At 38.9% G+C, this 26,415-nt stretch carries 23 protein-coding genes and 1 pseudogene; 4 read left to right on the top strand and 20 right to left on the bottom strand.

Annotation, left to right across the window (positions count from 1 at the left end; genetic code table 11):
* Nucleotides 1–37: 37 nt before the first annotated feature.
* Together R2Q84_RS21425 and R2Q84_RS21420 are read right to left on the bottom strand one after the other, a co-directional pair.
* Complete coding sequence (locus tag R2Q84_RS21425; RefSeq protein ID WP_316818649.1) at nt 38–2,155, bottom strand: DEAD/DEAH box helicase; 2,118 nt, start codon at nt 2,153–2,155, stop codon at nt 38–40.
* A 550-nt stretch (nt 2,156–2,705) separates the two neighbouring features.
* Complete coding sequence (locus R2Q84_RS21420; RefSeq protein WP_316818648.1) at nt 2,706–5,861, bottom strand: sugar-binding domain-containing protein; 3,156 nt, start codon at nt 5,859–5,861, stop codon at nt 2,706–2,708.
* Nucleotides 5,862–6,041: 180 nt separating this feature from the next.
* On the opposite strand from R2Q84_RS21420, the gene R2Q84_RS21415 reads away from it, so the two are divergent.
* Both R2Q84_RS21415 and R2Q84_RS21410 read left to right on the top strand, forming a co-directional pair.
* Nucleotides 6,042–7,064 (top strand): iron ABC transporter permease, encoded by a 1,023-nt coding sequence (locus R2Q84_RS21415; protein ID WP_316818647.1) that lies wholly within the window; start codon nt 6,042–6,044, stop codon nt 7,062–7,064.
* Nucleotides 7,061–7,831: an ABC transporter ATP-binding protein gene (locus R2Q84_RS21410; RefSeq protein WP_316818646.1), complete on the top strand. Its 771-nt coding sequence runs from the start codon at nt 7,061–7,063 to the stop codon at nt 7,829–7,831. The genes R2Q84_RS21415 and R2Q84_RS21410 overlap by 4 nt, the downstream gene beginning before the upstream one ends.
* A gap of 349 nt (nt 7,832–8,180) precedes the next feature.
* Here R2Q84_RS21410 and R2Q84_RS21405 read toward each other — a convergent pair whose 3' ends face one another.
* A complete protein-coding gene (locus tag R2Q84_RS21405) occupies nt 8,181–9,122 on the bottom strand; it encodes an alpha/beta hydrolase (RefSeq protein WP_316818645.1) in 942 nt (313 codons plus the stop codon).
* Between the two features lie 408 nt (nt 9,123–9,530).
* Here R2Q84_RS21405 and R2Q84_RS21400 point away from each other — a divergent pair, with 408 nt between their 5' ends.
* Together R2Q84_RS21400 and R2Q84_RS21395 are read left to right on the top strand one after the other, a co-directional pair.
* A complete protein-coding gene (locus tag R2Q84_RS21400) occupies nt 9,531–11,402 on the top strand; it encodes a RagB/SusD family nutrient uptake outer membrane protein (RefSeq protein WP_316818644.1) in 1,872 nt (623 codons plus the stop codon).
* 918 nt (nt 11,403–12,320) lie between these two features.
* The gene (locus tag R2Q84_RS21395; RefSeq protein ID WP_316818643.1) at nt 12,321–12,530 is read left to right on the top strand and encodes a hypothetical protein; all 210 of its coding nucleotides are present in this window, start codon (nt 12,321–12,323) and stop codon (nt 12,528–12,530) included.
* Between the two features lie 292 nt (nt 12,531–12,822).
* Here the strand turns inward: R2Q84_RS21395 and R2Q84_RS21390 are convergent, their stop codons facing one another.
* The 17 genes and pseudogenes from R2Q84_RS21390 to R2Q84_RS21310 form a co-directional block, all read right to left on the bottom strand.
* Nucleotides 12,823–13,308 carry an urease accessory protein UreE gene (locus tag R2Q84_RS21390; protein ID WP_316818642.1) on the bottom strand — a complete coding sequence of 162 codons (486 nt, stop codon included), beginning with the start codon at nt 13,306–13,308 and terminating at the stop codon, nt 12,823–12,825.
* Entirely contained in the window at nt 13,298–14,005 is a 708-nt protein-coding gene (gene hypB / locus R2Q84_RS21385; protein ID WP_316818641.1) for a hydrogenase nickel incorporation protein HypB, read from the bottom strand. The genes R2Q84_RS21390 and hypB overlap by 11 nt, the downstream gene beginning before the upstream one ends.
* A 14-nt stretch (nt 14,006–14,019) precedes the next feature.
* On the bottom strand, nt 14,020–14,361 hold the full coding sequence (locus R2Q84_RS21380) for a hydrogenase maturation nickel metallochaperone HypA (protein WP_316818640.1): 342 nt from the start codon (nt 14,359–14,361) through the stop codon (nt 14,020–14,022).
* A gap of 5 nt (nt 14,362–14,366) precedes the next feature.
* Nucleotides 14,367–15,179 (bottom strand): urease accessory protein UreD, encoded by an 813-nt coding sequence (locus R2Q84_RS21375; RefSeq protein ID WP_316818639.1) that lies wholly within the window; start codon nt 15,177–15,179, stop codon nt 14,367–14,369.
* Nucleotides 15,180–15,191: 12 nt separating this feature from the next.
* Nucleotides 15,192–15,806, bottom strand: coding sequence for an urease accessory protein UreG (gene ureG, locus R2Q84_RS21370; protein ID WP_316818638.1), 615 nt, complete (start codon nt 15,804–15,806; stop codon nt 15,192–15,194).
* Between the two features lie 9 nt (nt 15,807–15,815).
* On the bottom strand, nt 15,816–16,502 hold the full coding sequence (locus tag R2Q84_RS21365; protein ID WP_316818637.1) for an urease accessory protein UreF: 687 nt from the start codon (nt 16,500–16,502) through the stop codon (nt 15,816–15,818).
* A gap of 1 nt (nt 16,503) precedes the next feature.
* Nucleotides 16,504–16,995, bottom strand: coding sequence for an urease accessory protein UreE (locus R2Q84_RS21360; RefSeq protein WP_316818636.1), 492 nt, complete (start codon nt 16,993–16,995; stop codon nt 16,504–16,506).
* A 1-nt stretch (nt 16,996) separates the two neighbouring features.
* Complete coding sequence (gene ureC, locus R2Q84_RS21355; protein WP_316818635.1) at nt 16,997–18,847, bottom strand: urease subunit alpha; 1,851 nt, start codon at nt 18,845–18,847, stop codon at nt 16,997–16,999.
* A gap of 87 nt (nt 18,848–18,934) precedes the next feature.
* Nucleotides 18,935–19,231: pseudogene (gene ureB / locus R2Q84_RS21350) on the bottom strand (urease subunit beta); the annotation flags it as partial.
* A 17-nt stretch (nt 19,232–19,248) separates the two neighbouring features.
* Nucleotides 19,249–19,551 (bottom strand): urease subunit gamma, encoded by a 303-nt coding sequence (ureA, locus tag R2Q84_RS21345; protein WP_316818633.1) that lies wholly within the window; start codon nt 19,549–19,551, stop codon nt 19,249–19,251.
* A 51-nt stretch (nt 19,552–19,602) separates the two neighbouring features.
* Nucleotides 19,603–20,745 (bottom strand): porin, encoded by a 1,143-nt coding sequence (locus R2Q84_RS21340; RefSeq protein WP_316818632.1) that lies wholly within the window; start codon nt 20,743–20,745, stop codon nt 19,603–19,605.
* Nucleotides 20,746–20,837: 92 nt separating this feature from the next.
* Nucleotides 20,838–22,220 carry a HAMP domain-containing sensor histidine kinase gene (locus R2Q84_RS21335; RefSeq protein ID WP_316818631.1) on the bottom strand — a complete coding sequence of 461 codons (1,383 nt, stop codon included), beginning with the start codon at nt 22,218–22,220 and terminating at the stop codon, nt 20,838–20,840.
* On the bottom strand, nt 22,210–22,911 hold the full coding sequence (locus tag R2Q84_RS21330) for a response regulator transcription factor (protein WP_316818630.1): 702 nt from the start codon (nt 22,909–22,911) through the stop codon (nt 22,210–22,212). The genes R2Q84_RS21335 and R2Q84_RS21330 overlap by 11 nt, the downstream gene beginning before the upstream one ends.
* Before the next feature lie 118 nt (nt 22,912–23,029).
* Nucleotides 23,030–23,791, bottom strand: coding sequence for a phosphate ABC transporter ATP-binding protein PstB (pstB, locus tag R2Q84_RS21325; RefSeq protein ID WP_316818629.1), 762 nt, complete (start codon nt 23,789–23,791; stop codon nt 23,030–23,032).
* Complete coding sequence (gene pstA, locus R2Q84_RS21320) at nt 23,784–24,629, bottom strand: phosphate ABC transporter permease PstA (protein ID WP_316818628.1); 846 nt, start codon at nt 24,627–24,629, stop codon at nt 23,784–23,786. Before pstA ends, pstB begins: the two co-directional genes overlap by 8 nt.
* Entirely contained in the window at nt 24,626–25,516 is an 891-nt protein-coding gene (pstC, locus tag R2Q84_RS21315) for a phosphate ABC transporter permease subunit PstC (RefSeq protein ID WP_316818627.1), read from the bottom strand. The genes pstA and pstC overlap by 4 nt, the downstream gene beginning before the upstream one ends.
* A gap of 12 nt (nt 25,517–25,528) precedes the next feature.
* Nucleotides 25,529–26,362 carry a PstS family phosphate ABC transporter substrate-binding protein gene (locus R2Q84_RS21310; protein ID WP_316818626.1) on the bottom strand — a complete coding sequence of 278 codons (834 nt, stop codon included), beginning with the start codon at nt 26,360–26,362 and terminating at the stop codon, nt 25,529–25,531.
* Nucleotides 26,363–26,415 lie beyond the last annotated feature (53 nt).

The following is a 26,415-nucleotide window of genomic DNA, read 5'->3' as shown; positions in this document are numbered from 1 at the left end:
ACAGAACAAAATACACTCATTTATAGGTCTGCTTACCTTATTCGAACAAGTTCAAAATATCAGCTTTATCTAACTGGCCCAATCCCCCATCACCTGTAGGAAGTAATTGATCGGCCAGTTTTCTTTTTTTATCCTGGATTTCTAATATTTTCTCTTCTATGGTATCTCTGCAAATCATCCTATATGCCATTACATGTTTTTTCTGTCCTATTCGGTAACAACGATCAATAGCTTGTGCTTCAGCAGCAGGGCTCCACCATGGGTCGACCAAATAAACATAATCCGCGCTGGTTAAATTCAAACCTGTTCCGCCGGCTTTCAAACTGATTAAAAACACACGTTTGGATATATTATCCTGAAAATCCGATACTGCCTTCTTTCTCATGCTTAGTTTTGTTTTACCATCCAGGTAGGCATAACCAATCCCTTCCCGCTCCAGCTCTGTCCTGATCAACCCCAACATCCCGGTAAACTGCGAGAACACCAATAGTTTATGTCCCGCAGTCTTTTCTACTACATGTTCTAACAACTCCTTGATTTTACAGGAAGTACCATCAAAAGGAAGAGTATCCTTTATCAAAACCGGCGAATTGCAGATCTGCCTTAATTTCATCAGACCATCCAGCACGTACAATTTAGACTTTTCTAAACCATCTTTATCAATTTTTTCTGTCAGATATGCTTTAAAGCCTTTCCTGTACTCCTCATATATTTTGCGCTGAGCGGGCTCCATTTCGCACCATAAGGTCATTTCCGTTTTGGGTGGCAAATCTGTTGCTACCTGGTTTTTAGTACGGCGTAAAATAAAAGGTTTTGTCAGTTTAAGCAAGGCGGCAGAACGGTCTGTATCTTTATGACCACCTTTAGTTGCGAAATTGCTTTTAAACATTTTCAAACTACCCAAAAACCCAGGATTTGTAAAATCTATTAAGGCATAGAGGTCTGTCGAGTTATTTTCAACCGGAGTGCCACTAAGTGCAAGCCGATTTTGTGCATCCAGTAAACTGACCATCTTAAACTTTTGTGATGCAGGGCTCTTAATCGCCTGCGCTTCATCTAAAATAAGATACTGAAACTTCATCTTTTTAAAACGTAAAATATCGACAGCAACTGTACCATAGGAAGTTACGATCAGGTCATACTTCATCAGCTTCTCTTCATCTTTTTCACGTTTAAGGCCGTGATAAACCATTACATTCAATTCAGGACAAAATCTGGCTGCTTCTTCAAACCAGTTAAAAAGCAAAGATGCCGGTGCGATCAGCAAATGGGGTGCGGCTCTCTGTCCTTTGTTTTTGAGGTCCTGCAACAGACTAAGTACCTGTAACGTTTTGCCTAATCCCATATCATCTGCCAGTAAACCGCCCCAGTTTAACCGATCCAAATGAGACAACCAACTGAAACCAATCTGCTGATATGGTCGTAGTACCGCATTCAAATTTTCCGGTACGCCGACTAAAGGTATTTTTGTCTGCTCATCTAACAATTTTGCACTTTTAAAAACCTCATCCATCTGTTCAGAATATACTATATTATCACGTAAGGGGGCTATCAACGTGTAATGCTGAGTTGGAACCTTTATACTATTACAGCTAAGCGTTCCTTTTTCAATTAGCGGACTTAGTTGTTCAAAAAATGTATCTGGTAAATGGCCAATTTTTCCATTTGATAATCTTATCATCAGCAATTTTTTTAAAACTGCATGTCTAATTTCCGTTAAAGTTAAACTGATATCTCCAAATCTTACAGACACGGTAATGTCAAAGCAACCATCTAAAATATCTATACTCATTGAAATTACAGGAAATATAGAAGATACGTTTGCGCTTGTAAAACAATCGTAGCCATGCTTTTGCGTAAAAAACACCAATGATTCGACGACATGACTACACAGATGATCTGATTTAAAAAGCACATTACAATTGCAGGAAATTTCTAAACTATCCGGACGCACCAGTAACTTCTGTTCATAAACACCTCCACAATGAAAACTCCCGGTCAACGATAAGGCATCTTCTTCATAGGTATGTACTTTATAGCGAAAAAATCTGGAGAGGCGGTTTCTAAAAATCTTTGATTTTAGCATTTCAAGGGTTTCAACTGCTAAAACATGGTTATTGAGAGGAACTTTATAAGGTGTGATTTGATTGTGCATCGTATCTCATTTTAATTGATAAATAAAATGAGTCGGAAAGGAAATTAGAGATGATACAATGACTTTTTACACTATAGCGAACTCTAAATACCACCTTGACTGGCTTCTCACGACCTGGAGTATGGTTTTACAATAGAGCCCGTAAATCCATAGTGCACTTCAAAAGTACAACAATATTTATTACGGGTACTAATCTATTGTCTCTACTCCGGCACTTGTGAGAATTTGTCAAGTGAGACTCTTTAATTAATACCTCAGTTAAGAAGTAAGGAATATGTTGTTCTGTTATTTTATGTCATCATTAGCCTGTCGATATTATAGTTTCTGTTTACAAAGCTGCTTTTCTACAAAACAGCTTCGTAAACTGTATCAACAAATCTAAAAAGATAACTAACTGATGCATAAATAATTGAAAATTCAACCGAAATCACGGATTTATTGAATTTTACTTATATAAAATAATGTGAAGCGACTGATTACAGATGCTTCACAAAATGTTATTCTGCGTTCCTTTAATTATGTAAGTTCGTATACAAAACCCGTATGCAGTTTATTTATTTTCTACAAATACTAACTCATCGATCATTGCATTACTTCCTGCCAAAGACTCAATACGAACCTTCAGTTTTCCATCATTGGTATCTTCCCTCATTACAAACAGCTTTATCCATTTACCTTCTTTATCCAGCTTACCGGTAGTAAACTCCCTACCTTCAACCCAGATTTTAGCCATACGCCCCTCATTATTCCAATCCGTAAAATGTACAAACAGCTCTCCAATCACTCCCTGAGGAGGATTGATTTCTATTTCCATTTTTTTACCATACCACGCAGCTTTATTGTCCCACTCCCATATCCCCTCTTTACCACGAAACTCATACCTGGTATTACGCTTTAACACTTCTACGTTTTCTTTAGCCTTAAGATATAATAAAGCGTCAGAAAAGGCTGCTGGCACAGGAGTCTTGCTTTCGGCCAGTTCTATTAATGGGAAACTTTTTTTCAATGTTTCCACCTCTACCTCCGTATCAGGATTGAATTCCTTTGTTTGGATATAGTTCAGTATGCTATGCTTAAATTGTCTTGCGACTGGATTTTTGGGAGACTGAACATCATAACCACAAATGAGCAGCTTACCTTTTCCAACCTTACACTCCAGCAAGGCGCCCAACTTTTCATTGATATGAAAATCACTGATCGGCTGCGCCATAGGCCTGATCCGCTCAGGCCAGCCGGCAAGTTTAAATGCCCTACTTCCCCTGCTGATAGATTCCCATTGCCAATCTGTCCAGGAATCCGTTGGAAAATCACGATACACAGGATGTTTATCATCAATACACGCACCTAATGTGGTATTCTCCTGCCCCGGAAAAAACACATTTGACCAAAACAAGGGGGTAAAAAATACAGGTCTAAAGTTATCAGTACCTCCTAGTTTCGAAGCATAGAGCAATACTGTTTTTCCATCTTGCAATGCAGCCAGTGTTTTTTCATCAAGTACATCACTCTCGATTACACTTCCAGCACTAAGTTGATCGGTTTGATCCGGATAAATCCACAAATCCCATTCATTACGATATGTTGTTCCAGGCAGCGTCAGCAGTAATTTAGCCTTAGTTGCTTTATTTACACCGGCTAAAGCTACGTTTATGGCACCTATTTGTTTTACCTCTCCTCTTTTAACTACCTCAGGGCTCAATAAACCTGCTCCCAAAACAACGTTATCAGCCGTCCTGACTTCCCAGTTCACCTTATTTAACAGGTCACCACTTCCGTAATTGGCCAACTCAAGGGTAGCATTAAATGTTTCTTTACTTTCCCATACCGCCTTCGTAAACCTGGCCAGTGGAACCACCGCATTGTTGTATTGCTTAAAGTACTCCGGCGATGTGGTTCCCTTATCGTCATAAAACACATCCAGCCAACCAACCAGGGCTTCACCCTGTCCCTGATAATCCTGCAGACTAAGCATCTGGAAACCTGCACAGGAAGGGGTACGATAAAAATTCTCGATTAAACTTTTGTATAAGACCCTTTGCAGCGCGCCACTGGCTTTATGAAATTGCTGGTCTTGTTTTTCTAAACCGTTGGCAATAGCAGAAGCTCTGCAAACTTCAAGATTACGTGCTTTTAGAACCCCCGTGTATTTATCAATTTCTGACCACAAAGGATAAATTGGGAACTGACCTACCTCATGGGCAATAATAGGGATATTACTTTTGGAATAGTTCTTCTCCAGATCATAATTCGTTCCTGTCCCCTGCAATCCATAAGTACCGCCAACATTTGGAATATTATGGGTAGCAGAAAAATCATCTACCGGCATAATCTTTCTTGCTGTAGACACTGAATACACTCTTCTATTATCCTTTTCTTTTATCTTGTTAATCCAACCTTGCATAATATCGAAATCAGAATTCCCCAATTCATTTCCGATACAAAGCATGGTAAATGAAGGATGGTTTCCATAAGCATCAACCATACGTTGTAATTCATCCTGTACAAATTGATCTGCAGAAGGATTTTTTCCCAAGCCCTTCGGTAATCCCTGCGTCAGCATATCTGGTCTGTCTTTAGGCGGATCAGTCATCCACCAATCAATCCAGACTGTTTCGGCCTGAATATAAATTCCAAGTTTATCCGCAGCTTCGAAAGCCGCCTCCGGAGGACACCATGAATGAAAACGAACATGGTTAAGTCCGTATGATTTATAGATTTTAAAAATTCTTTCCCATTCTTTTACATCACATGAGGGGTACCCCGTTAACGGAAAATGAACACAATCCAGATTTCCACGCATAAACACAGGCGCATTGTTGATCAGAATTTTTGAAGTAGAATGACTGACACTGCGAAAGCCGAAGTTAACTTCGGTTTTGTTTTTATTTTGCAGTTCTGCTATGAGACGATACCTGTTGGGTGAAAACTCATCCCATAATTTAATGGGAAAATTTAGCTGCAGGTGATGCGTTTGCTGATCTGCATCCGTTAGTGCCAGCCTTTTACTGAATACGTTTTTACCTGTCTGTAAATCCACTATCGTATATACAACCTTCATCTCAGCAGGATTTTCCAACTTCAATTTCATGGCAATACTCTTCTTCGCCGCATCGGGAAATAACTGCAAATCACTCAGTTTTGTACTGGCCTTTGCCCGCAACTCCATTTTCCCAACAACTCCATTCCAGATACTTTGTGTGTACTCCGTATAAACATGTCCCTTATCACCTATATTGTAGATCAATCCATTATCAATCCTGAGCGTTAAAATGTGTTTTCCCGGTTTCAATTTACCAAGGGAATGCAAATGTGGTACAGCCAGGGCATCACGTGTTGTTAACGGCTTACCATCTATCCATACCTTCGATTCCCACATCACACGTTCCAGGAACAATTCAACATCCTTACCTTTCCATGCGACAGGAATGTTGATTTCTTTACTGTACCATGCTTTACCAACATATTTATAGGCTCTTGATAAAATACCATAATCAGCTCCTTTTGTTTTAGTCCCTTTTTTACCCTCATCGGTGGAGCCAGGAAGGGAGATGTTATCTTTAAATTTCTGCTGATACCAATGCTCCTTTTCTCCGTTGCCAGCAGGATCTAATTGAAAATCCCAGGAGCCGGCAATTGAAAGACTTTCCTGCGAGAAAACTGATTGAGTAAATAGAACAAAAAAGAAAAGGATGGTAAAAAACCTCATAAACCAGAATTAAAATTAAACTTCAATCACAAATATAATTGAACCTAAGTTTCGAAAAATGGACATTATAACCTTAATAATGGATTATTCATTCCTATTACAATACCCTCATTACAAATTCTAATGCTATTCTAATTTTTAGCTTATACCATTCATATGGTATCATTATATAATTGTAATATGAAAACAACACATTTCAGTCTTACAACAATGCGGCGAATAGCTAGCAATGCCATTATATACGGCTTGCCCATTCCTGTTTTACTGATTTCATTAATGATAGGCTCGTCCGACAATATTGGCATAACCGCTTTCTGGGATTGGATCAGGAGTATTGTAGATAGCAGCCATACCGGATCAAAGGTGGTTGAAAACGTCATCTTCAATATCCGTTTGCCAAGAGCATTGATGACTTTCCTTGTAGGTGCTGCACTCGCTACTTCCGGAGGTGTGCTACAGGCCATCTTTAGAAACCCATTGGTAGATCCATATATTCTTGGGATATCTTCCGGAGCCGCTTTTGGTGCTTCGCTTGCTATACTGATACCTTTATTATCACTACATATTTCTGCTTTTGTTTTCGGGGCAGCCGCAGTTACGCTGACTTATATATTTGGATATAGCCGAAATTCGTCATCGATAACCATTATCCTTGCAGGGATGATTGTCTCGGGATTGTTCACAGCCAGCCTTGCCTTAGTCCAATACATGAGCGACCCATTTAAATTACAGGCCATTGTACAATGGACGATGGGAAGTCTGCACTTAAGCTCCTGGCATAAAGTTCAGCAGGCAGTCCTTCCTATATCCGCAGGGCTTCTGGGTTTATACTTAATCCGCTGGAAACTCAACCTGCTATCACTGGGAGATGATGAAGCAAGGGCCGTCGGTGTAAACCCACTCTATATTAAAATCATTGCCGTTTTTTTGGCAACAGTAGTAACTGCAGTTGCAGTAGCCTCCGCAGGTATCATCAGTTTATACGGCCTTTTTGTACCACATATTACCCGTATGCTTGTTGGCGCAAGTAATACGAAAACTACCCCTGCAAACATTTTCTTCGGTGGAACATTTCTGCTGATCATTGACAATTTCTGCAGAACAGTATTCCCGTACGAAATTCCAATCGGAATCTTTACGATGATCATAGGTGCACCCTTTTTTATATTCCTCATCAAAAAACGTAAAATCAACTGGTCATGAATATAGCTGCCATAAACATTGAAAACTTATCTTATTCTATACAAGGTAATGTTATACTGGACGGGCTCTCTCTTTCTCTGGCCACAGAGCAGTTTAGCGTTATACTAGGAAGAAACGGAAGTGGGAAATCGACTTTATTCAACCTGATTACTGGTAAATATGCTTACCAGTACGGAACAATAGAACTCTTTGGGCAGGAACGCTCAGACATTTCAGAAAAAAGCCTGGCCGGAACCATTGGATTTCTTCCTCAGTTTCACCAAAGCATCTTTCCATTTTCGGTGTATGATGTTGTCCTCACTGGAAGGGCGGCCTTCTACAGGTTTGGTCCTTCGCGCGAAGATCATGAAATCGTGAAACAAACCCTCAGGAACATGGGTATTTCACACCTTAAAGACAAATCTTATACTGATCTTTCGGGCGGAGAACGCCAATTGGTACTCATCAGTCGCGTGATGGCACAGGGCCCGAAAATCCTTGTGTTGGATGAGCCAACAAACCACCTGGATCTCCACTTCCAAACCCTGGTACTGGATAAATTAAAGACTTATTCCCGTAACGGCCACACGGTAATCTGTATCATGCACGATCCAAATATGGCCAACATTTATGCGGATCACTGTTACTTCATTAAAGAAAGGAAGGCTTATGACAGTAAATTATTGAAAGCCGAAGACCCTTTCAGGAACATATATGAAGACCTCTATGATACGCGACTTATGCAAATCGAGGTAAAAAATAAAACCATTATTGTTCCAAGTTTCTAAGGTAGAGAAAACGTATTCAAGTATAGGACGGTCTGTGTTTGTATTTACTTAAGCATTAACTTATACTTAACGGGGCGTTACTAGGGCCTAACTAGGGTTAGGGGGTAAAGCAAGGCCCTAGTAAGGCCCTACTAACACCCTACTAACGCCCTAGTAATACCGAAGGCTGACGCCTAGATGAATTCACTTAAGAGAAATTTAGTTATCTTAAATATAGAATAAGAATACCTTAAAATAATTTACCCAAAATATTCTAATAACTTCTTATTGAAAAACGTTTCGTTTTGGGCTCAACTGGGCATTTCCAGAACCATTTCCTTTCTGACTTGCGCTTAATCCAGGATTTGTTTTACTTATTATTTATGGCAGATAAACACTTTTCATAAGTATCCATCAACGCTTCTGCTACACTTTTTGGATCTTGCTGGTGAATTCCATGGCTATAACGTGGCAATAGGATAAGTCGGCTATCTCGGTTATTTTTTATCATTTCTGCATAGTGGTAAATTCTTAATCGATCTAATTCTTTCCACCAGGGGATTAGATTGATACCCAATTTTAAATTTTCGTTCATTTCAGTTTCATAGTTTTCTATATGCTTATTATATGAAATCATTACTGTTACGGGAATGTCTTTGAGTGGTTGCAAAGAGTTGTATCTTTTAAAGAATACCGGCGAAATTTCGTTCCTTTCTCTTTTAACTTCATCTCTGAAACCATTCGATATTGAAGTATCTTTTAAGATATTATCATAGTTTTTCATGAGTAACTCTCTATATCCTGTTGCGCTGGATGTATTTATTTTTACTTTTTCGTCCTCGTCTTTTGTCAACATAAAATCTGTTGGGTCTATAAAAAACAAACCACAAACATCGTCCTGATACATCGAGGAATATAAACGAATAAACGGTCCACCAATGGAATGTCCAACCAATAAATATGGAGGTTTTATTCTTAATGTTATCAATAGATCGCGAAGTCTTTTTATTACGTCTGCATCTGTTTTTATGGAAGTATCAATTTCAGATTCTCCAATTCCGGTTCTATCATAAACTATTCCTGCAAAGCTTTTTTGAATGAATGGGAATAAACTTCCATAGCTTCCACCTCCCGAACCAAGTCCTGATTCAAAAACGATAACTGGCTCATTATCTTTCCTGTTTTCGATGCCAAAAGTTCTATATGCTATTTGTTTATTATTGATCGGGACAAATTTCCTCTCAAAAGTCTGTGAAAAGGCTAATGTATTTGAAAAGAAAATTATGCATACAAACGTTGTTATTGATTTCATTTTTATTTTTTTGTTACAAGTGTATAGCCCAAAATTGCCATAAACTTCTATACATGCGTGTTGGAACACCGCAATCATAAAAATGATTCAGACAATCTAACAGGAAAAGTTTTGATAAAATCTAATTAGTTTTAATCTCTTTTAGAATTCGTAATTTAAAGTTAGATCAATAGGAATTTGCTTTCGTTAAAATGTGACGGAATGGGAGAAAAATGTGACGAATGACATTTTCTGTAAAAACAAAAATCTATTTACGCATTGTAAAGAGGGTTTATGGACCCAGCTGGGCGTTTCTCGAACCATTTCCTATCTGATTTATTTGCTTTTAATTAGTGATTTGTCAGTCAGCTTTAATTATTAGAAATAAGAAGTACATATTTTTTATTATTTTGCGATAAAAACATCATTATGACTCTCTTAATCAGCCGGTATATTAGACCACTTGTTTTATTATTAACTATTACTTTCTTCTTATCCTGTTCTAAAAAGAACGGGCCAATAAATGAGCCACCACAAAAAACAACTATTCAGGGAGCAGTAGAGAAAGGTCCTTTTGTTCAAGGGTCTGTAGTAACAGTCTACGAACTTAATTCAGAACTGAATCCAACAGGTAGGTCTTTTAAATCGGAAATACTAGATGATAAAGGAGGCTTTTCTTTAGCTAATATTGAGTTAGCATCTAATTATGTTCAATTGTCGGTAAATGGTTATTACTTCAACGAATTAAATGGAAATCTTTCTACTTCTCAAATCACATTAAATGCTATTGCCGATATTACTAATAACAAATATATAAACGTAAATGTACTGAGCCATCTTGAAGAGAAAAGAGTTAGATCTTTAATGAAGAAGGAGAAGAAAAGTTTTAACGAAGCAAAGAAACAAGCGCTAAGTGAGATTTACTCATCTTTCTTTGTTAAAACATCGCCTACAACAAGTAGCGAATTAATCTCATTAACAAACAACGATGACAATTCTAATATTTTATTGGGTATCTCTGCCGCATTGTTGAATATCTCTCAATCAGATAATGCTAAATTAACAGAACTTTTGAGTATCCTATCTACAGACATGGATAACGATGGTTTAATAGAAGAATCTTTAAAGCAAGTGATAAAGCAGGGGTTAGAAGGTTTAAATTCTAAAATTATCTCTGATCATATGAAGAACCGATATAAAGCGCTTAATACTACTTTAGCTGACTTCTCGATAGGTAAGGTCTTTTCTGTTGAGCTGAAAGGAAGCGATGATGTAATCGTTGATAATTTTTTTACCAACGAGCAGGCATATCTAGCTGCTTATAATAGTTTGGTGATTGAGACTACCAAGGCAACGGAAGAATATTTCAAACTTGAAGGATTATTTAGCAAAACCATCTCCGGATTACCGCAAAATGATTTTTATCTCCATAGGGTTGTTCCCAACAATTCCAATATTGCTAGTTTGTATTCAGGTCTGTACAAAAGTATCGGCAGGGCAAATACAATAATTGATAATGCTGCGAAATCTTCTTCTTTTAAATTATTTAAGTATAAATCTTATCCATATTTTGCCTATAATTATTGGGTTCTGATGAATTTTTGGGGACACGTACCGTTTGTTAATAGTCAGAATTATCGAGATTATAAAGATAATCGTGCAAGGACTAACGTAAAGGAAATATCAGAATTGTTGATAGCTGGTCTGGATGAAACGATTCAAAATTTAGATAATCTTGAAAAGGACGCTGATTTTGCCAAAGTTGTTGCAGCGAGAATAGCTGCTGATAATGGAGATCATTCGGCTGCTAAAAAATATTTGAGTCAAATTATAGACAGTAAAAAGTATAAGTTAGCCAGTAAACCTCAAGTTCATACTACTGCTAATGAAAGTATTTTCGGGGTTGATTATGATCAATTTGTAGGTATTACAAAACCTAATGATTATAATTTATATGGAAAGGGGAATTATCGTAATGTCATCAGATATACTGATGTCATTCTCCTCGCTTCCGAAATCAATCTGAAATTGAATAATAAAGAAGAAGCTATTTCTTTACTGAATCAAGTACGAGTTAGAAATGGAAAAATAACTATTGCTTCAAGCGAAAACAACATATTACCTCTGTTGCAGGAAGAAATAAAAGATGATCTGAATAATGAAGGGGTATTTTTTGCTTTCTTGAAGCGGAATAGTTTAGCGGAATCAAATTTAGGTATTCAATCTTATCAAAAGCTATTTCCGATACCTCAAAAGGAAATGATATTGAACATATATATAATGCAAAACCCAGGGTATTAATAAATATGATTAAAAACAAAAAAGCCATTCTTTTTATCGAAAAACGGCTTTTTTGTTTGTGGACCCAACTGGGCGCTTCTCGAACCATTTCCTATCTGATTTAGGTTTAATCAATGATTTGATTATAAAACAATTGACTAAAGCCAATTCGGAACTCACTGCGTTCCAAATTAGAAAGACATTATAAAATCATCCTTTAATCACTATTTTTCTCTTGTAAAAATCTATAAAGAAGACACCATGTTATTAGGAACATAAATAGCTGAATAATTAATACTATTATAGTAGCATCCGGCTCAGCGTACATTACGCCAAAACTGATTATTGTTACAGGGAAGGTTAACAATAACGTAAAGACCACCCAATCTCCATACAAAGGTGAAGATGGGTAAACAGATAATACTCCAATAGTCCCCATGAATACATAAGAGAAAGAAATTAAAAAGGATCGATACAGAGCTGAATTCATCATATTTGCATTACAGTGATGAAAGGTACTAAATATCAAGTGTACAAGGGATTTAAAAATCATGTTTTGTTAATTACGCAACAAAAGCATGTCTGTCACCAGAATACACATAAATATGGCTTAAATCGAATTTAGCAGCTAATAAAACGAAAAAGCCGTTCTCTTATCGAAAAATAGCTTTTTTACCAGTGGCCCCAACTGGGTGCTTCTCGAACCATTTCTTGTCTGATTTAGGTTTATTCGCGAATTTGTTAGTCAAAATAAATCCTTTATTATAATTACTATTGACCTGCCGGAAAAAATGTAGAACTCTTTTGTAAACGTGTAATTAAAAATAGTAGTTTTAAAGCGATCGACTCAAGATATCCTATTAAAAGTGTCTTTCAAGATCACGATCAAATTACAAGTAGATAAAACATTCAATACATGAAAAACCAAAAATATATGAGATGGATTTAAAGTTATTTTTTACTGGTATCGGCTTTTTAATAGCAGCATATCTTATATATCGGAATGTTAAAAATGAAAAACCAAGTTCAGAAAAGACGAATTGGATTGGCCCTACGCTTTCAACATATATTGGGTTATGGGGTAGTGTTGTTATCTGTACTATGGTCGGTATAATATTTATCCTTAAATCACTTCCAAGTCAAATTTAAAAAGGAAACAAATAAATTGGCATGAAAGAATGTAAACACTTTTCTATATCAGAGTAAAAATCACCGTTTCAGTTAGGCAGAGCCCTAAATAAGTGTCTTCTTTAAGAATGCAAAAAGCTTACGTTACATATGAGTAACACTATATTCTAAAATCGAACTCATTTTGGCCGACAAAAATCAATATTTAGAAACGAAAAAAGCCGTTCTTCTTATCGAAAAACGGCTTTTTAAGCAGTGGCCCCAACTGGGTTCGAACCATGAACCCAAAACCTTAAGTTATACATTGATACATCTAACTGTTTTTACCCGTCTGCGCATAAATATTGCCATAACAATTGATAACCTGCGCTGGATCCAGCCTATAATTAGCTAAACTAACCGATGAACCATATTTTTGCTGAAGGGCCGGAAACAACCGGCCATCATAAGCAATTGCAATCTTGTTATCATCGATCATATAAATCGGCAAATGCCTGTTTCCTACATCGAAACAAAACAAACCAACCACTTCCATATTGTTAGATTGGAGCACCATACAGGTACAAGGTTTAATGAATATCCGGATGACGACATGCGCATCCTGATAGATCACTAAACCTTGTTTAAGTACTACTGATGAAGGTTTATCCAGGTGAATCATCCTGCCTGCCATGCTTTCTCTTTTGATGATAGTACGATTTACTTCATACCATTCCAGGATCAGACTATCTTCTTCCTGATTATTCAAAGGTTGTACGACAGGCAATCTGTCTATCCTGATCACTTCATTATTTAGCATTCTTCGCTCTTTTTTCTTCTACTTTAGCTTTTAACCAATTACACCACTCATCCATCCCTGTATTATTTAAGCTACTGATAGAGATCACTTCCAGGTTAGGGTTAACTTCTCTGGCATCTTTAGCTGCCGCTTCTACAGAAAAAGGAACGTAAGGCAATAAATCTGCTTTGGAAACCAACATCAATTCGCTGGTTAAAAACATACGTGGGTATTTCTTAGGTTTATCATCACCTTCAGTTGAAGCCAATACGGTTACCCTGTAGTCTTCTCCAAGATCGAAAGCCGCAGGACATACCAGGTTACCTACGTTCTCGATAAACAACAGGTCGCAATCTGTCAGATCGATATGATCTAAAGCCTGCAAAATCATTTGTGCTTCGATATGGCACATGCCACCTGTTACAATCTGTAAGGCATTGATTCCAACGTCGCGCATACGGACTGCATCTCTCTCTGTTTCAGGATCTCCTACCAGCACTGCTATTTTAAGATCTTTCCCTAAACGTTTACCAGTCTCCTGCATCAATGTCGTTTTTCCAGAACCTGGAGAAGAACAGATATTGATGACACAGATACCAGGAATTTTATCGCGAACTGCTTTAGCTACATAATCGTTAGCTTTCAACAAATTCAAGGTTGTATTGTCACATTGTACCGACCCTACCGGCATTTGATTACTTTTCGGTGTTGCTGTCATGTTTATATTGTTATTTAATCTTTAAAAATTACTTGACTAATACGAAGTTCTTCTCCCTGCACAATCTGATCTGAAGAAGTGCCACACACGCATACAAATTTGTGAAAGCGAACCTCGAATGACGAAGTACACTGTCTGCAGTAAGCGATAATTGGCAGCAATTCAATCTCTAGTTCCGTTTCTTTAAAACTCGTTTCTTCTAAAACAAATGCTTCGAAAGCATTTTGAATAAGAATAGGCTGTACGTTACATAATAACCCAGCCTGTACTGTTATTTTGGCGATATTTTCATAGGTTTCTGGATACGCTTGCTCCAGGGTTTTAAAAATATCCTTCACTATTGCTATTTCGTGCATAATAATTAGCTTTCGGTAAGCGCTGCTACAGGTGTTTGATGTTCGATAAACTCTGTACACATACTGGCAACTGCTTTCAAAAAATTATAGAGCAGGTCTCCATTGTTTCCTAAGGCGCGCACAAGAATCATATCTTTGGCACAGGTGGTAAATCCAAAAGTGATGTCTTCATATTCACCTGTAAAGATTTCATCCAGTTCCTTCTTGAATGCTGAAGCAAAGTCTGAAGCGATAATCAGTGTTGCCTGATGGGTATACCCCTCATGAAACAGCATTTTATCGATAGGCTGAGCTGCAGGCTGCAAAACCTGATTATCTACATAAACGATCTTACCTTCTTTATATATTTTAGTGGTGCTGTGCAGTTTCTCAAATTGAAAGACCTCCTCACGATGTACCCTACCCGCACAGATGATATCAGCCCAAAGCAAAGTAGTTCCCTTTTCCAGATACACTTCATTCGCCGTATGGAATATGGAATCTTTAAAGGGTGTAATCGGATATGGAATATATTGAAAAAAGGCATCTTTCCCCACGTTAACTACAGTTTGTTGTGTAGCCCCTGTTTTCATGGGGTGCAGCTTATTATAGGACTGGGAGTACAGATGAAGATTGGCCTGCTCTCCTACCTGAATATCAATTTTCAAATGATCTCCATCCATAATTCCCGGAGAAGAACTCATAATGATTAACTCCAGATGCTGGTGATCACGCTGAGCGCCATAAGGCACTATTTTGTATGGCATATTGTAAAAGCTGTCTTTCAGGACAGTCTTTTCCTCTTCTACACATACGCTAATCTTTATTGCACTATCCATGATATCTATCTTTTACCCTTCTAATAAAGCATATTTCTTAATCCAATCCTGCACCTCATCCAAACCTTGTAAGGTCATCATATTGGTCAGGATAAATGGACGTTCTCCACGCATACGTTTTGCATCGCTTTGCATGATCGAAAGATCTGCACCTACATAAGGAGCAAGGTCAATTTTATTGATCAACAATAGATCTGACCTGGTAATTCCAGGGCCACCTTTTCTAGGTATTTTTTCACCTTCAGCTACATCAATCACGAAAATGGTCAAATCGGCCAGATCCGGACTGAATGTAGCAGTTAGGTTATCCCCGCCACTCTCCACAAAAATCAACTCCACATCGGGAAATTTCTCGGCCAGCTCCTCTACTGCTTCTATATTCATGGAACAATCTTCCCGAATTGCAGTATGCGGACAACCGCCAGTTTCTACACCAGCAATACGCTCTGCTGGTAGTGATGAATTTTTTTGAAGAAAATCAGCATCCTCACGTGTATAAATATCATTGGTCACCACACAAATACTATATGATGTACACATTGCTCTTGTCAACCTTTCAATTAACGCGGTCTTTCCCGACCCTACGGGGCCTGCGACCCCTATTTTTACATATTTTCTCTTTGCCATTTTATATCATTATGAAATGTAAATCCGTGTATATAATTTTTCATGCTGCATACATCTGATATCCTGAGCGATACAGCAACTCCCTAACAGTTCTTCGGGCATTTGCTTCTGTGTTTCCACCAGTTGATCTATTAAACCATGAAGGTTGTACAAGATCTTTTGAGCGTCCATCTGGCTGATGGGTACCAGCTTGGCACAATTGGTTACAATCCCGTTTAGTGTGTTATAATAAAATGCATGTAATGCATCCTCCATCGGGATCTTAGCAGCATGCGCATACATGGCAAAAGCCATCGCATAGTGCCCGTGTACCTCGCCTTGTTTAATTGCCTGAAGGTATTTTGTACAACGCGGTACAGGTTTAAGATTCTCTGTCACTTTTAAAAAGCGGATGCCGAGTTTCCTGCTGGCATCTCTGATTTCAAAAGGCGCTTTATAAGCACTGATCAGTTCGTCCAGTTCCTGCACTTTTGCTTTCGTAGCATTACTTTCACACATCTTCCAGGCCAGCATAAAAAATGCGGCATCATTATAATAAAAGTTGTGTTGCAGCATCGTTTCCGCATAAACTTTTACCGCTTTGCTATCGTTCACAATTCCTTTGCTTACATAGGTTTCCAATCCATAAGACTGTGTAAAACTGCCGATTGGAAATGCAGAGTCATTAATCTGTAATAGTGTCAGTAGTGCATTCATCTTACTTGCTTGCTAAAGAAATAACCTGTCCTGAGGTACTCCATTTATGAATCATCAGCGTAGAGGTTCTTTCAATTATCCGCTCCTCCTTTCGCGGCTTAAATCCCCCCCTTTTCAGGAACAGGTAAAGGGGAGATTCAAACGCGATAATGACTTCTTTGTCTTTATTTATAAAGACCGGGATATGCTTGTTACCGATTTCAAAACATACGATGGCCATATCTCTCAATGTAGCCGGCTTAAATACAATACAAGGGCCAGGGATAATCTGTACCACAATGATATCTCTACCTTCCTGGTACACAATATCACCATGATAAAGCTGCTCCTGTGGCAGATGACGGATCGCAATTTCACGTCCACCATCTGTTAGCATGCGCAGGATTCCCTTTGTTGTGTCGTACCACTCCACTTGTAAAACATCAATTTTACAGTTGGAGTAACGCTTAGCATCGTCATATAGATTAGCAATAACCCGATCTACCTTTATCATATTAGAAAAGGAAATAACGTTGTGCCATAGGAAGTACAGCCAAAGGCTCGCAGGTAGCAATTACGCCATCTACACGTACATCATAAGTTTCCGGATCAACCGAAATATCCGGCATGGCATCGTTATGAACCATATCTTTTTTCATCACAGTTCTACATCCTTTTACCGGTAAACTGGTACGTGCCAATCCGTATTTATCAATGCTTCCATTTTCTAAAGAAACCTTTGAAACGAAGTTGAAGCAGGTACTGGATAATGCTTTTCCATGGTTACCAAACATCATTCTATATACGATAGGCTGAGGTGTTGGAATAGACGCATTGGCATCTCCCATTTTTGCACCAAGGATCATTCCTCCTTTGATTACGATCTCCGGTTTTACGCCAAACATTTCTGCTTTCCATAAGATCAAATCTGCAATTTTACCGGGCTCAATTGATCCTACATAAGTATCAATTCCATGCGCTTTAGCTGGGTTGATCGTGTACTTGGAGATGTAACGTTTTACCCTGAAATTATCATTGCCATTTCCCTGATCTTCCTTAAGTGGACCTCGTTGTACCTTCATTTTGTGAGCAGTCTGGAATGTTCTGGTGATCACTTCGCCTACTCTACCCATTGCCTGACTATCAGAACTCATGATACTAAATACCCCCATATCCTGAAGAATATCTTCTGCAGCGATAGTTTGAGGACGGATTCTTGAATCCGCAAAAGCTACATCTTCTTTTACATTTTTATCTAGGTGATGGCATACCATCAACATATCCAAATGCTCTTCTGCCGTGTTAATGGTGTATGGCTTAGTTGGGTTCGTAGATGCAGGTAAAATATTAGGATACATGGCAATTTTCATAATATCCGGAGCATGCCCCCCACCAGCACCTTCAGTATGGAAAGTATGGATTACACGTCCGTCAATTGCACGAACTGTATCTTCCAGGAAACCAGCCTCATTTAGTGTATCAGAGTGAATAGCCACTTGTACATCATATTTATCTGCAACCTTAAGCGCTGTATCGATCGTTACAGGATTAGCGCCCCAATCTTCGTGAATCTTCACACCAAGTGCACCAGCCTCTACCATTTCTTCAATAGGCGTCATGGTTGATACGTTTCCTTTACCAAATAAACCGACGTTAATTGGCAACGTTTCAAATGCCTGAAGCATTTTTTCCATATACCATTTACCAGAAGTTACTGTAGTAGCATGCGTACCATCTGCCGGTCCGGCACCACCACCGATAAAGGTAGTTACTCCGCTATAAAGCGCCGTATCAACTTGCGTTGGACTGATAAAGTGGATGTGGGTATCAATACCACCTGCGGTAAGGATCATTCCTACACCACTGTGTACTTCGGTAGAAGCACCAATCACCATTCCTTTGGTTACACCATCCTGAACATCAGGATTTCCTGCCTTTCCTACACCTACAATTTTTCCATCCTTAATACCAACATCACCTTTTACAATACCCCAATGGTCGATAACCATTACGTTAGTGATACAGAAGTCCAGCACGCCTTCATCTGCTAATGCACGGGCCGACTGTCCCATACCATCACGGATGGTTTTACCACCACCAAACTTATTTTCTTCTCCGTATACAGCGAAATCTTTCTCAATCTCAATAAACAATTCTGTATCGGCCAATCTTACTTTATCACCTGTAGTAGGACCAAATAAGGCTACATATTTTGCTCTGGGTATGTAAAGGTCTCCATCAATATATTTAACGGAACCAGCTTCCAGGCCTAGTTTTTCTAATCCTAGCGACCTTAAACCAACTACACTACCTACGGCAGTCATACCAACTACCTTAATCCATTCTCTTCTATTCCATTCTGCCATAATATCTTATCTTAATTTTACGGTTTTATACTTTTCTGTTACCATTTTTTCTATAGCAGCGGCTTTCACCTTTTCATTGGTATACTTACCATTGGTCAGACCATTGAATCCGTGAATCTCTTTATTACCACCAATCTCAACAAGGATGATGTCTTTACTTTCTCCAGGTTCAAAACGTATCGCTGTACTTGCCGGAATATTGAGCCTCATCCCAAATGCGCGCTCTCTATCAAAGCGCAAATGTCTGTTTACTTCAAAAAAATGATAATGGGAACCTACCTGTATCGGTCTGTCGCCAGTATTAGTTACTGAACACGGGGCCGTACGGTATCCCTCGTTGGCCTTGATATCTTCTTTTTTTATAATGTATTCTCCTGGTATCATTGTTCTTATTTTAAGGATTAGCGAATAGGGTTGTGAACGGTTACCAACTTTGTTCCATCTGGAAATGTAACTTCAATCTGTACATCATGGATCATTTCAGGAACACCTTCCATCACCTGTTTTCTACTCAATAACTTGGTCCCGAATTCCATAAGGGTCGCAACAGTTTTTCCATCTCTTGCTTTCTCCATAATTTCAGCACTGATATAAGCGATGCTCTCCGGATAGTTTAGCTTCACTCCTCTTTTGAGGCGTTTGGCAGCAAGCTCTCCTGCAAAATGCAGCATCAATTTTTCGGTTTCTCTGGGTGTTAAACGCATAAAATTTTATAATGTTAAAAGTTTATTATCTATATGATTTTTGTCGTTGTACTAAATAGCAGTTATGTTAAAAAAGGTACCGAGGATAAAGCGGTTGTTCCTTTCTGCAGGTAATCCAATCCGATTTTTATAACTAACCGTATTGCCAATGTATCCTGCAAAAAGTTTCCAGTCTTTATTCGCTATCGGTCTGTGTTCCAATGCAACAAATCCTGTCCAATTGTTTCTAAAGTCTTTACCTATTTGTTTGTCCTTCCGCGCACTAGCTGTTTCATAGGCTCCTTTCATAGAAATGCTCCAGCTATTGTTAAATTGTTGATCTACCCTCAATACGGCAGTTTTATAAGCAATATCCCTAAGCATGGTTCTATCTGTTCCCGTAGTTCCATAAAATGAATGAACAGGATTAGATGCCAGCATGGTATGATCCACCCCATAATCGGAATATTGAAGGTCTAAATACACTTTTGTCTTCTTTGACTTATACATATTGGCAAGTGAAATGGCCTGGTTATCTGCTCCAGCTACCAATTGCGAATAATTATATGACCATTTGGTATGGAAAGTTTTATTGAGGAAACTCCCCTCCCAGGTTAAATAAGCACCAAGCGGACTTTCGGATGGTTTCAATTCACCTGCGCCATAACCAGCGCTTTTGATCAGCTGATCAAAAGTTTCAGTAGAAGTATTATAAACTTGTAAATGAAAATTATGGTTTGGGTTTACTTTGTAGGAGAAGGTTGCACCCACTACAAACAGATTAAGAATACGGTCTACATAATCGGTGAATACATATTCATAAACCGGGTTGTTGACAAATTCATAGCTTCCTACCGCGGCGGCTTGTTTACCTAAGGCAACTTCCCATTCTTTGTGTTTACCGAATTGATAGTTAACCTGTGCATAATCAAGCGCTCTTGATCCATTGTCCTGACTGGTCGTATTGAAAGCTCTATTCAACCGGAAACGCACCTTATAAGATAGATCTGGATTAACATGACCACTCATTAGCAGTCTGGTTTCATCCAGTCTAAAGCCGGCATTTAAATCCTTACCGTTTTTTTCTCCGATATTAAATGAGGTACGCCCAAGTATATTAAGGTTAAAAATAGAAGAATCACGGGGGGCTTGCGCCCATGATACTATTGGACAAACTGCACATAAAACTATACCTATACTTGTTCTGATTTTCATATCGTTAAACTTACGATACAAGTATAGGCAGCTAACCTAAAAATGCGCTAAACCGAAGATTAACGTATAATTAGTAAGAAATAAGAGCGAAATTAGAAATCGGCGATTGGACAGGTTATGGTCACAATTGTGCCTTTTCCTTCAGTAGAATCGATCGTCAGGGTAGCGTCATGAAGTTCAAAAATGTTTTTCGCGAGCACTAACCCCAGCCCATTTCCATAAATACTCCCCACATTTGAGGCCCTGAAAAAAGATTCAAATATATGTGGTTTATCGTGGTCGGGAATTCCGATCCCCTGATCAGTTACCCGTATAACAATCTTCGAATTGACCACTTCAATACTTACCTTCACCTCTTTGTCATTGCCATATTTACAGGCATTGGAAATAATGTTGGAAAGCCCTATAAAAAGCAGGTCCTGGTTGCCATAAATGGTTAGTAAATTACTATCCTCTGGGATGTTCGAAAAGTCCAGATAGATGCGATGGTTATCATTCAGATATCCTTCAGACTCCTTCACACTATAGAGTAATTCATCAACCCTTATATGACTCATGTTCTGCACCTTACCATCATATCCTGTACGAGAAAGTAAAAGCAGGTTGCTGACAATCAAATTCATCCGGTCAACTTCTCTGGAAACCATCTCCAGAGAGTAATGTGCAGGATGTTTAGGGTCCAGGCTATTCAGTGCCAGTTCAGATTCACCACTGATAATTGTCATAGGTGTCCGCAATGAATGTGATGCGTTGCTGATAAAACTACGCTGAGATTTTACCGCTATTTCCAGGCGGTTCAACATGTCGTTGATATTGGAAATCAAGACTTCAATCTCGTCTTTTTCCTTAGTTGCTTTATGGGGTAACCTCAGATTAAGGTTGCTGATATTGATCAATCCGATCCTTTTATTGATAGAGGCAATCGGATTCAACAATCGATCAGCAAAATAGAAAGAGATCAAAACGATAAAAAATAAGAAGATCGCCACGCCCGATATCAAAGCCTGGTTGAGATCGGTATGTTCAGCTTTCCCAAATTCATCCACTGCTGAAGAAACCACCACCAGGTTCTTGTTATGATCTTTGTCTTCAAAAAACAATGCAACATAAGCCGTATCATTGAGCATCAACTCCGCCCTTCCATTTTCTATAGCTTCTTCAAAGAAAAAATTACCCATAGGCAATAGCGGCTCATAACGGGGTTGCTTTCCCTGCTTAGAAACCCTTACCAGGAAGTTCTTGCCAAAGGAAAACTGGTTAATGAACTGATTACTCAATTCGTAATAACTTTTGTCTTTATAAATTTTAGAATTCAAGACATGCGTTCCCAGCATCCGGGCATTTTCTTCTAACCTGATATAGAATTTATTCTCCAGGGTCTTAGAGGTAAAATAAGAAACATATACCGCAAAGGACAACAGGATCATAGTCCCTATTGCCGAGGATAGCAAAATGATTTTGGTTCTAATCTTCATGGTTCTCCTGCACTCTCAGTACATAGCCCATACCAATCACCGTATGAATCAATTTAGGTGTGAAGTTCTTATCTATTTTTTTTCTCAGATAATTCAGGTATACATCAACTACGTTTGTACTGAGGTTGAAATCCATTCCCCAAACCTCTTCAAGAATATCCACACGCGTAATGATTCTGTTCATGTTCTGCATTAAATATTCAAGTAACCTATATTCTGTAGCAGTCAATACAATAACCTTCCCAGCCCTTGTAACTGTCTTGCTATCTTTGTCCAGCACCAGATCTGCTATTGTCAGAACGTTTGCGGGTGCAGTACGAACTATTCCGGATTTACGCGACTTGCGATATACACGCGCCTTCAGTTCGTCGATTTTAAAAGGTTTGGTCAAATATTCATCTGCATCAAGGTTAAAAGCAGCGACAATATCCTCCGTTTGATTCAAAGCTGAAAGAATGATAATAGGTACATCAGGATCCGTTAATCTGATATTTCGACATACCTCAAGACCGTCCATACCGGGTAACATTACATCAAGGATAATCAGATCAAACTGATTCATACCCGCCATCTTCAATCCTGTAAGTCCGTCCATAGCCACACTAATATCCAGATCATTATCATCGTCCATCAGGCCTCTTTTTATCAAAGAAACAACAGCTATTTCATCCTCTATTAAAAGTACCTTCATCTAAAAATCGTTATGGTTACCAATATCAAATCCTACAAATCTAGCGAAAAAGGATCACCGGGGATTTGTATCGCAAAAAAAAGACATTCAATCCATAAGAAAAAATGGCCTGCTGGTGCTAGCCAAAATGCCCTTTTACATAGTTGCCAGTCAGTTCATTTTCAGGATTGTGAAATATTTTATGGGTATCTCCAGCTTCAATAACTTCGCCCAGATACATAAAAACCGTTTTATCAGCCACCCGCTGCGCCTGCTGCATATTGTGTGTTACAATTACAATGGTATAGTCTTTCTTCAACTTAACAATCAGTTCTTCAATCTTTAAAGTACTGAGCGGATCCAAAGCGGAGCAGGGTTCATCCATAAGGATCACCTCTGGTCTCAAAGCCACTGCCCTTGCAATACAAAGCCGCTGTTGCTGTCCTCCTGATAATCTCGTTGCGGGTTTCTGCAATTCGTCCTTTACTTCATCCCAGATGTAACTTTCTTTTAAAGCCTTTTCAATAAGCTCAGGTCGCTCACTTTTTGGCACATCATTGATCTTTAACCCATAATTGATATTCTCATAAATGCTCTTGGGAAAAGGATTGGCTTTTTGAAAAACCATCCCGATCCGACTACGCACCTCAGTAACAGAAAGTCCTTTTGCATAAAGATTCTGTTCCTCGAGTAAAAATGTACCTTCGATCCTGGCATCAGGAAAAAGATCGTGCATGCGATTAAAAGACCGCAATAATGTACTTTTCCCACAACCAGACGGGCCGATCAATGCCGTTACCTGATTTTTGGGAAAGGCAACACTGACATTTTTAAGTACCTGCTTACTGCCAAACCATAAGTTAACAGCAGAAGCTGAAAGTTTGATCAATTCCTTAGTCATTTTTACGCTGTTTGTAACGGATATAAAAAGCGGTTAAGTTTAATAAAAACACGACAACAATAAGTACAAGTGCGGTACCATATGCCAAAGGTCTAACCTGTTCAATGGCCTGGTGTTGTGTGGAAAGCATATATAAATGATAGGGCAAAGCCATAAATTCCTGGTTTAAAAAACCTGCCGGATTGTTGATATAGAAGGCTACACCAGTAAATAATATTGGTGCAGTTTCGCCAGCAGCCCTTGAAAGGGTGAGCACTACTCCCGTTAATATGCCAGGCAATGCAGCTGGCATAACTACATCCCTAATGGATTCAAACTGCGTGGCCCCGACAGCTAATGCTGCTTCACGTGTACTTGCCGGAATACGCCTGAGTGCTTCTTCCGTAGTAATAATCACATAGGGCAAAGAAAGCAAGCCCAATGTAAATCCGGCAGAAAGCATTGAAGTACCCATTTTTAATCCCTGAACAAAAAGCGCAAGGCCAAAAAGGCCATAAATTATTGAGGGTACACCCGACAGATTTCGTATTGAAGCTCTGATAGTCCTGGTCAGCCAGTTATCCGTCGCATATTCGTTCAGGTAAATTGCACAGCTGATCCCAAAAGGAACGGAGACCACTGAAGTAATCAAAGTCAGCAATACCGTCCCAATAATTGCAGGCAAGATCCCTCCTTTGGTCATTCCCTCCCTGGGCAAAGCAGAAACAAACTCCCAGGAAAGCGATGGTGCCCCTTTACTGATCAGATCCCACAAGATGACAACCAGAAAAAAACAAACCATGCCAGTGCTCATCAACAAGGTTCCCCATTCTATAACCGGTGTTAGTTTCTTCATCATACGGAATGGAATTTTTTAAATTTATTAACGAAATACTCTCCCATCAGGTTTACGCCTAATGTAATCAGGAACAATACTGCTGCAATAGCAAAAAGAGAATAATAGTGGGTAGTTTGATAAGGAACTTCCCCCATTTCAATGGCAATAGTAGCGGTAATGGTCCTAACGGAATGAAAAAAACCTTTCGGAAAAGCTGCTGCATTCCCTGTTGCCATCAATACGGTCATAGTCTCTCCAATGGCACGGCCAACACCAAGCATCACCGCGGCCAGGATACCAGGGGCCGCAGCTGGAATCGTCACCTTTGTCAGCGTTTGCCATTTACTTGCGCCAACACCGTAGCTTGCCTCTCTATAACTATCCGGTACCCCATGTAAAGCATCCTCCGTTACTGTAATGATAGTAGGCAATGCCATTACTGCTAATAAAATTGCGCCGTTCAATGCATTTAAACCGTTAGAAAGTCCGATTACTCCGGCGATCCCAGGACCCAGTACTACAATCCCCAAAAAACCAATGGCTACCGATGGTACCGCAGCCAACATCTCTATCATCGGTTTCAATATATTTTTAAGCCGATTACCAGCATATTCCGACAAATAAGCCGCTGTTCCTATTCCAAGTGGTATCGCAATTGCCATGGCACCAAGGGAGACCAGGCAAGTGCTGACCAATAAAGGCAAAATCCCATAAACTTCCGGATCGCCCGAAGGATTCCATTGTGTACCGGTAATAAAATCAAGCGGGTGTATTTTCAGAAAAAAAGCTATTGTATTCCATAGCAACATAAAAAAAATACCACCTAAAATAGCAATAACCATTAAACCTGTTGTTTTTACAACCAGTTTGATGGATTTGTCAATACTTTCTCTAACGCTGAGCTTCATGTTATGATCAAATTAATGCGTGATATAATAACCTGACTCCTGAATAATTTTTTGACCTTCTTCTCCTTTTTCAAAATCAATAAATGCAGCAACTTTATTCCAGGATGTCTCTGGTATAAACTGATAAAGTGGCCTTTGAAAGTAATAACGACCATACCTGATAGCTTCTTGATCCAGAGGTGAAATCGCTGGCTGACCAATTTTTGGAGAAATCCTTAATATTTTAACCGGTTGTCCTGTTCCATCTTTTAAAATATACCCTGCTCCCACATATCCTATCCCCGAAACATCCATTTTTACGCCCTCCATAATCTGGGCATTACCATTCATCTCTTTTGCATCCGGACTAAAACGGATTTCTAATTTCTTACGAACAAAAGAATGTGTTCCTGAATTACTTTGCCGGCCATAAATATTAATCCTCATATCCTGTCCCGTTATTGGTTTCCAGGATTTATACGCACCACTCAGGATTTTCCCCAGTGTGAATACATCAATGCTATCTAATGGAAAGTTTTTTTGAACAATGAAAGCAGTAGCGTCTTCTGCAAAAACTATTGTACGAAGTTTTATTCGCCGGACGTTAAACATCCTGATTTCATCGGAATTTAAAGGTCTGGATGAATTGGCAATATCTGCCTGCCCGTTAAGTAATGATGCTATTCCCAGACCTGAGCCACCACCAGAAATAGCTACACTAAATTCCTTATTTACTTTATAAAAGTTTTCAGCGAGCCTGACGGCAAGATTCACCTCAGTATCAGAGCCCTTTACTTTGATGGCTTTATTGTTACTACTACAAGCCAGCAAAAAAATGATACAGAAACAGCCCAGGTAGTGTTTCATAAGGTAAGTTAACTAAGTATCTGTATATTACTATAAATATAATACTTATTTAC

Origin of the sequence: Pedobacter nyackensis (assembly GCF_032678475.1) — a bacterium.
GTDB lineage: Bacteria > Bacteroidota > Bacteroidia > Sphingobacteriales > Sphingobacteriaceae > Pedobacter > Pedobacter nyackensis_A.
The sequence above is the reverse complement of the archived record's forward strand: the minus strand, read 5'-3'. Positions and strand labels throughout refer to the sequence as shown.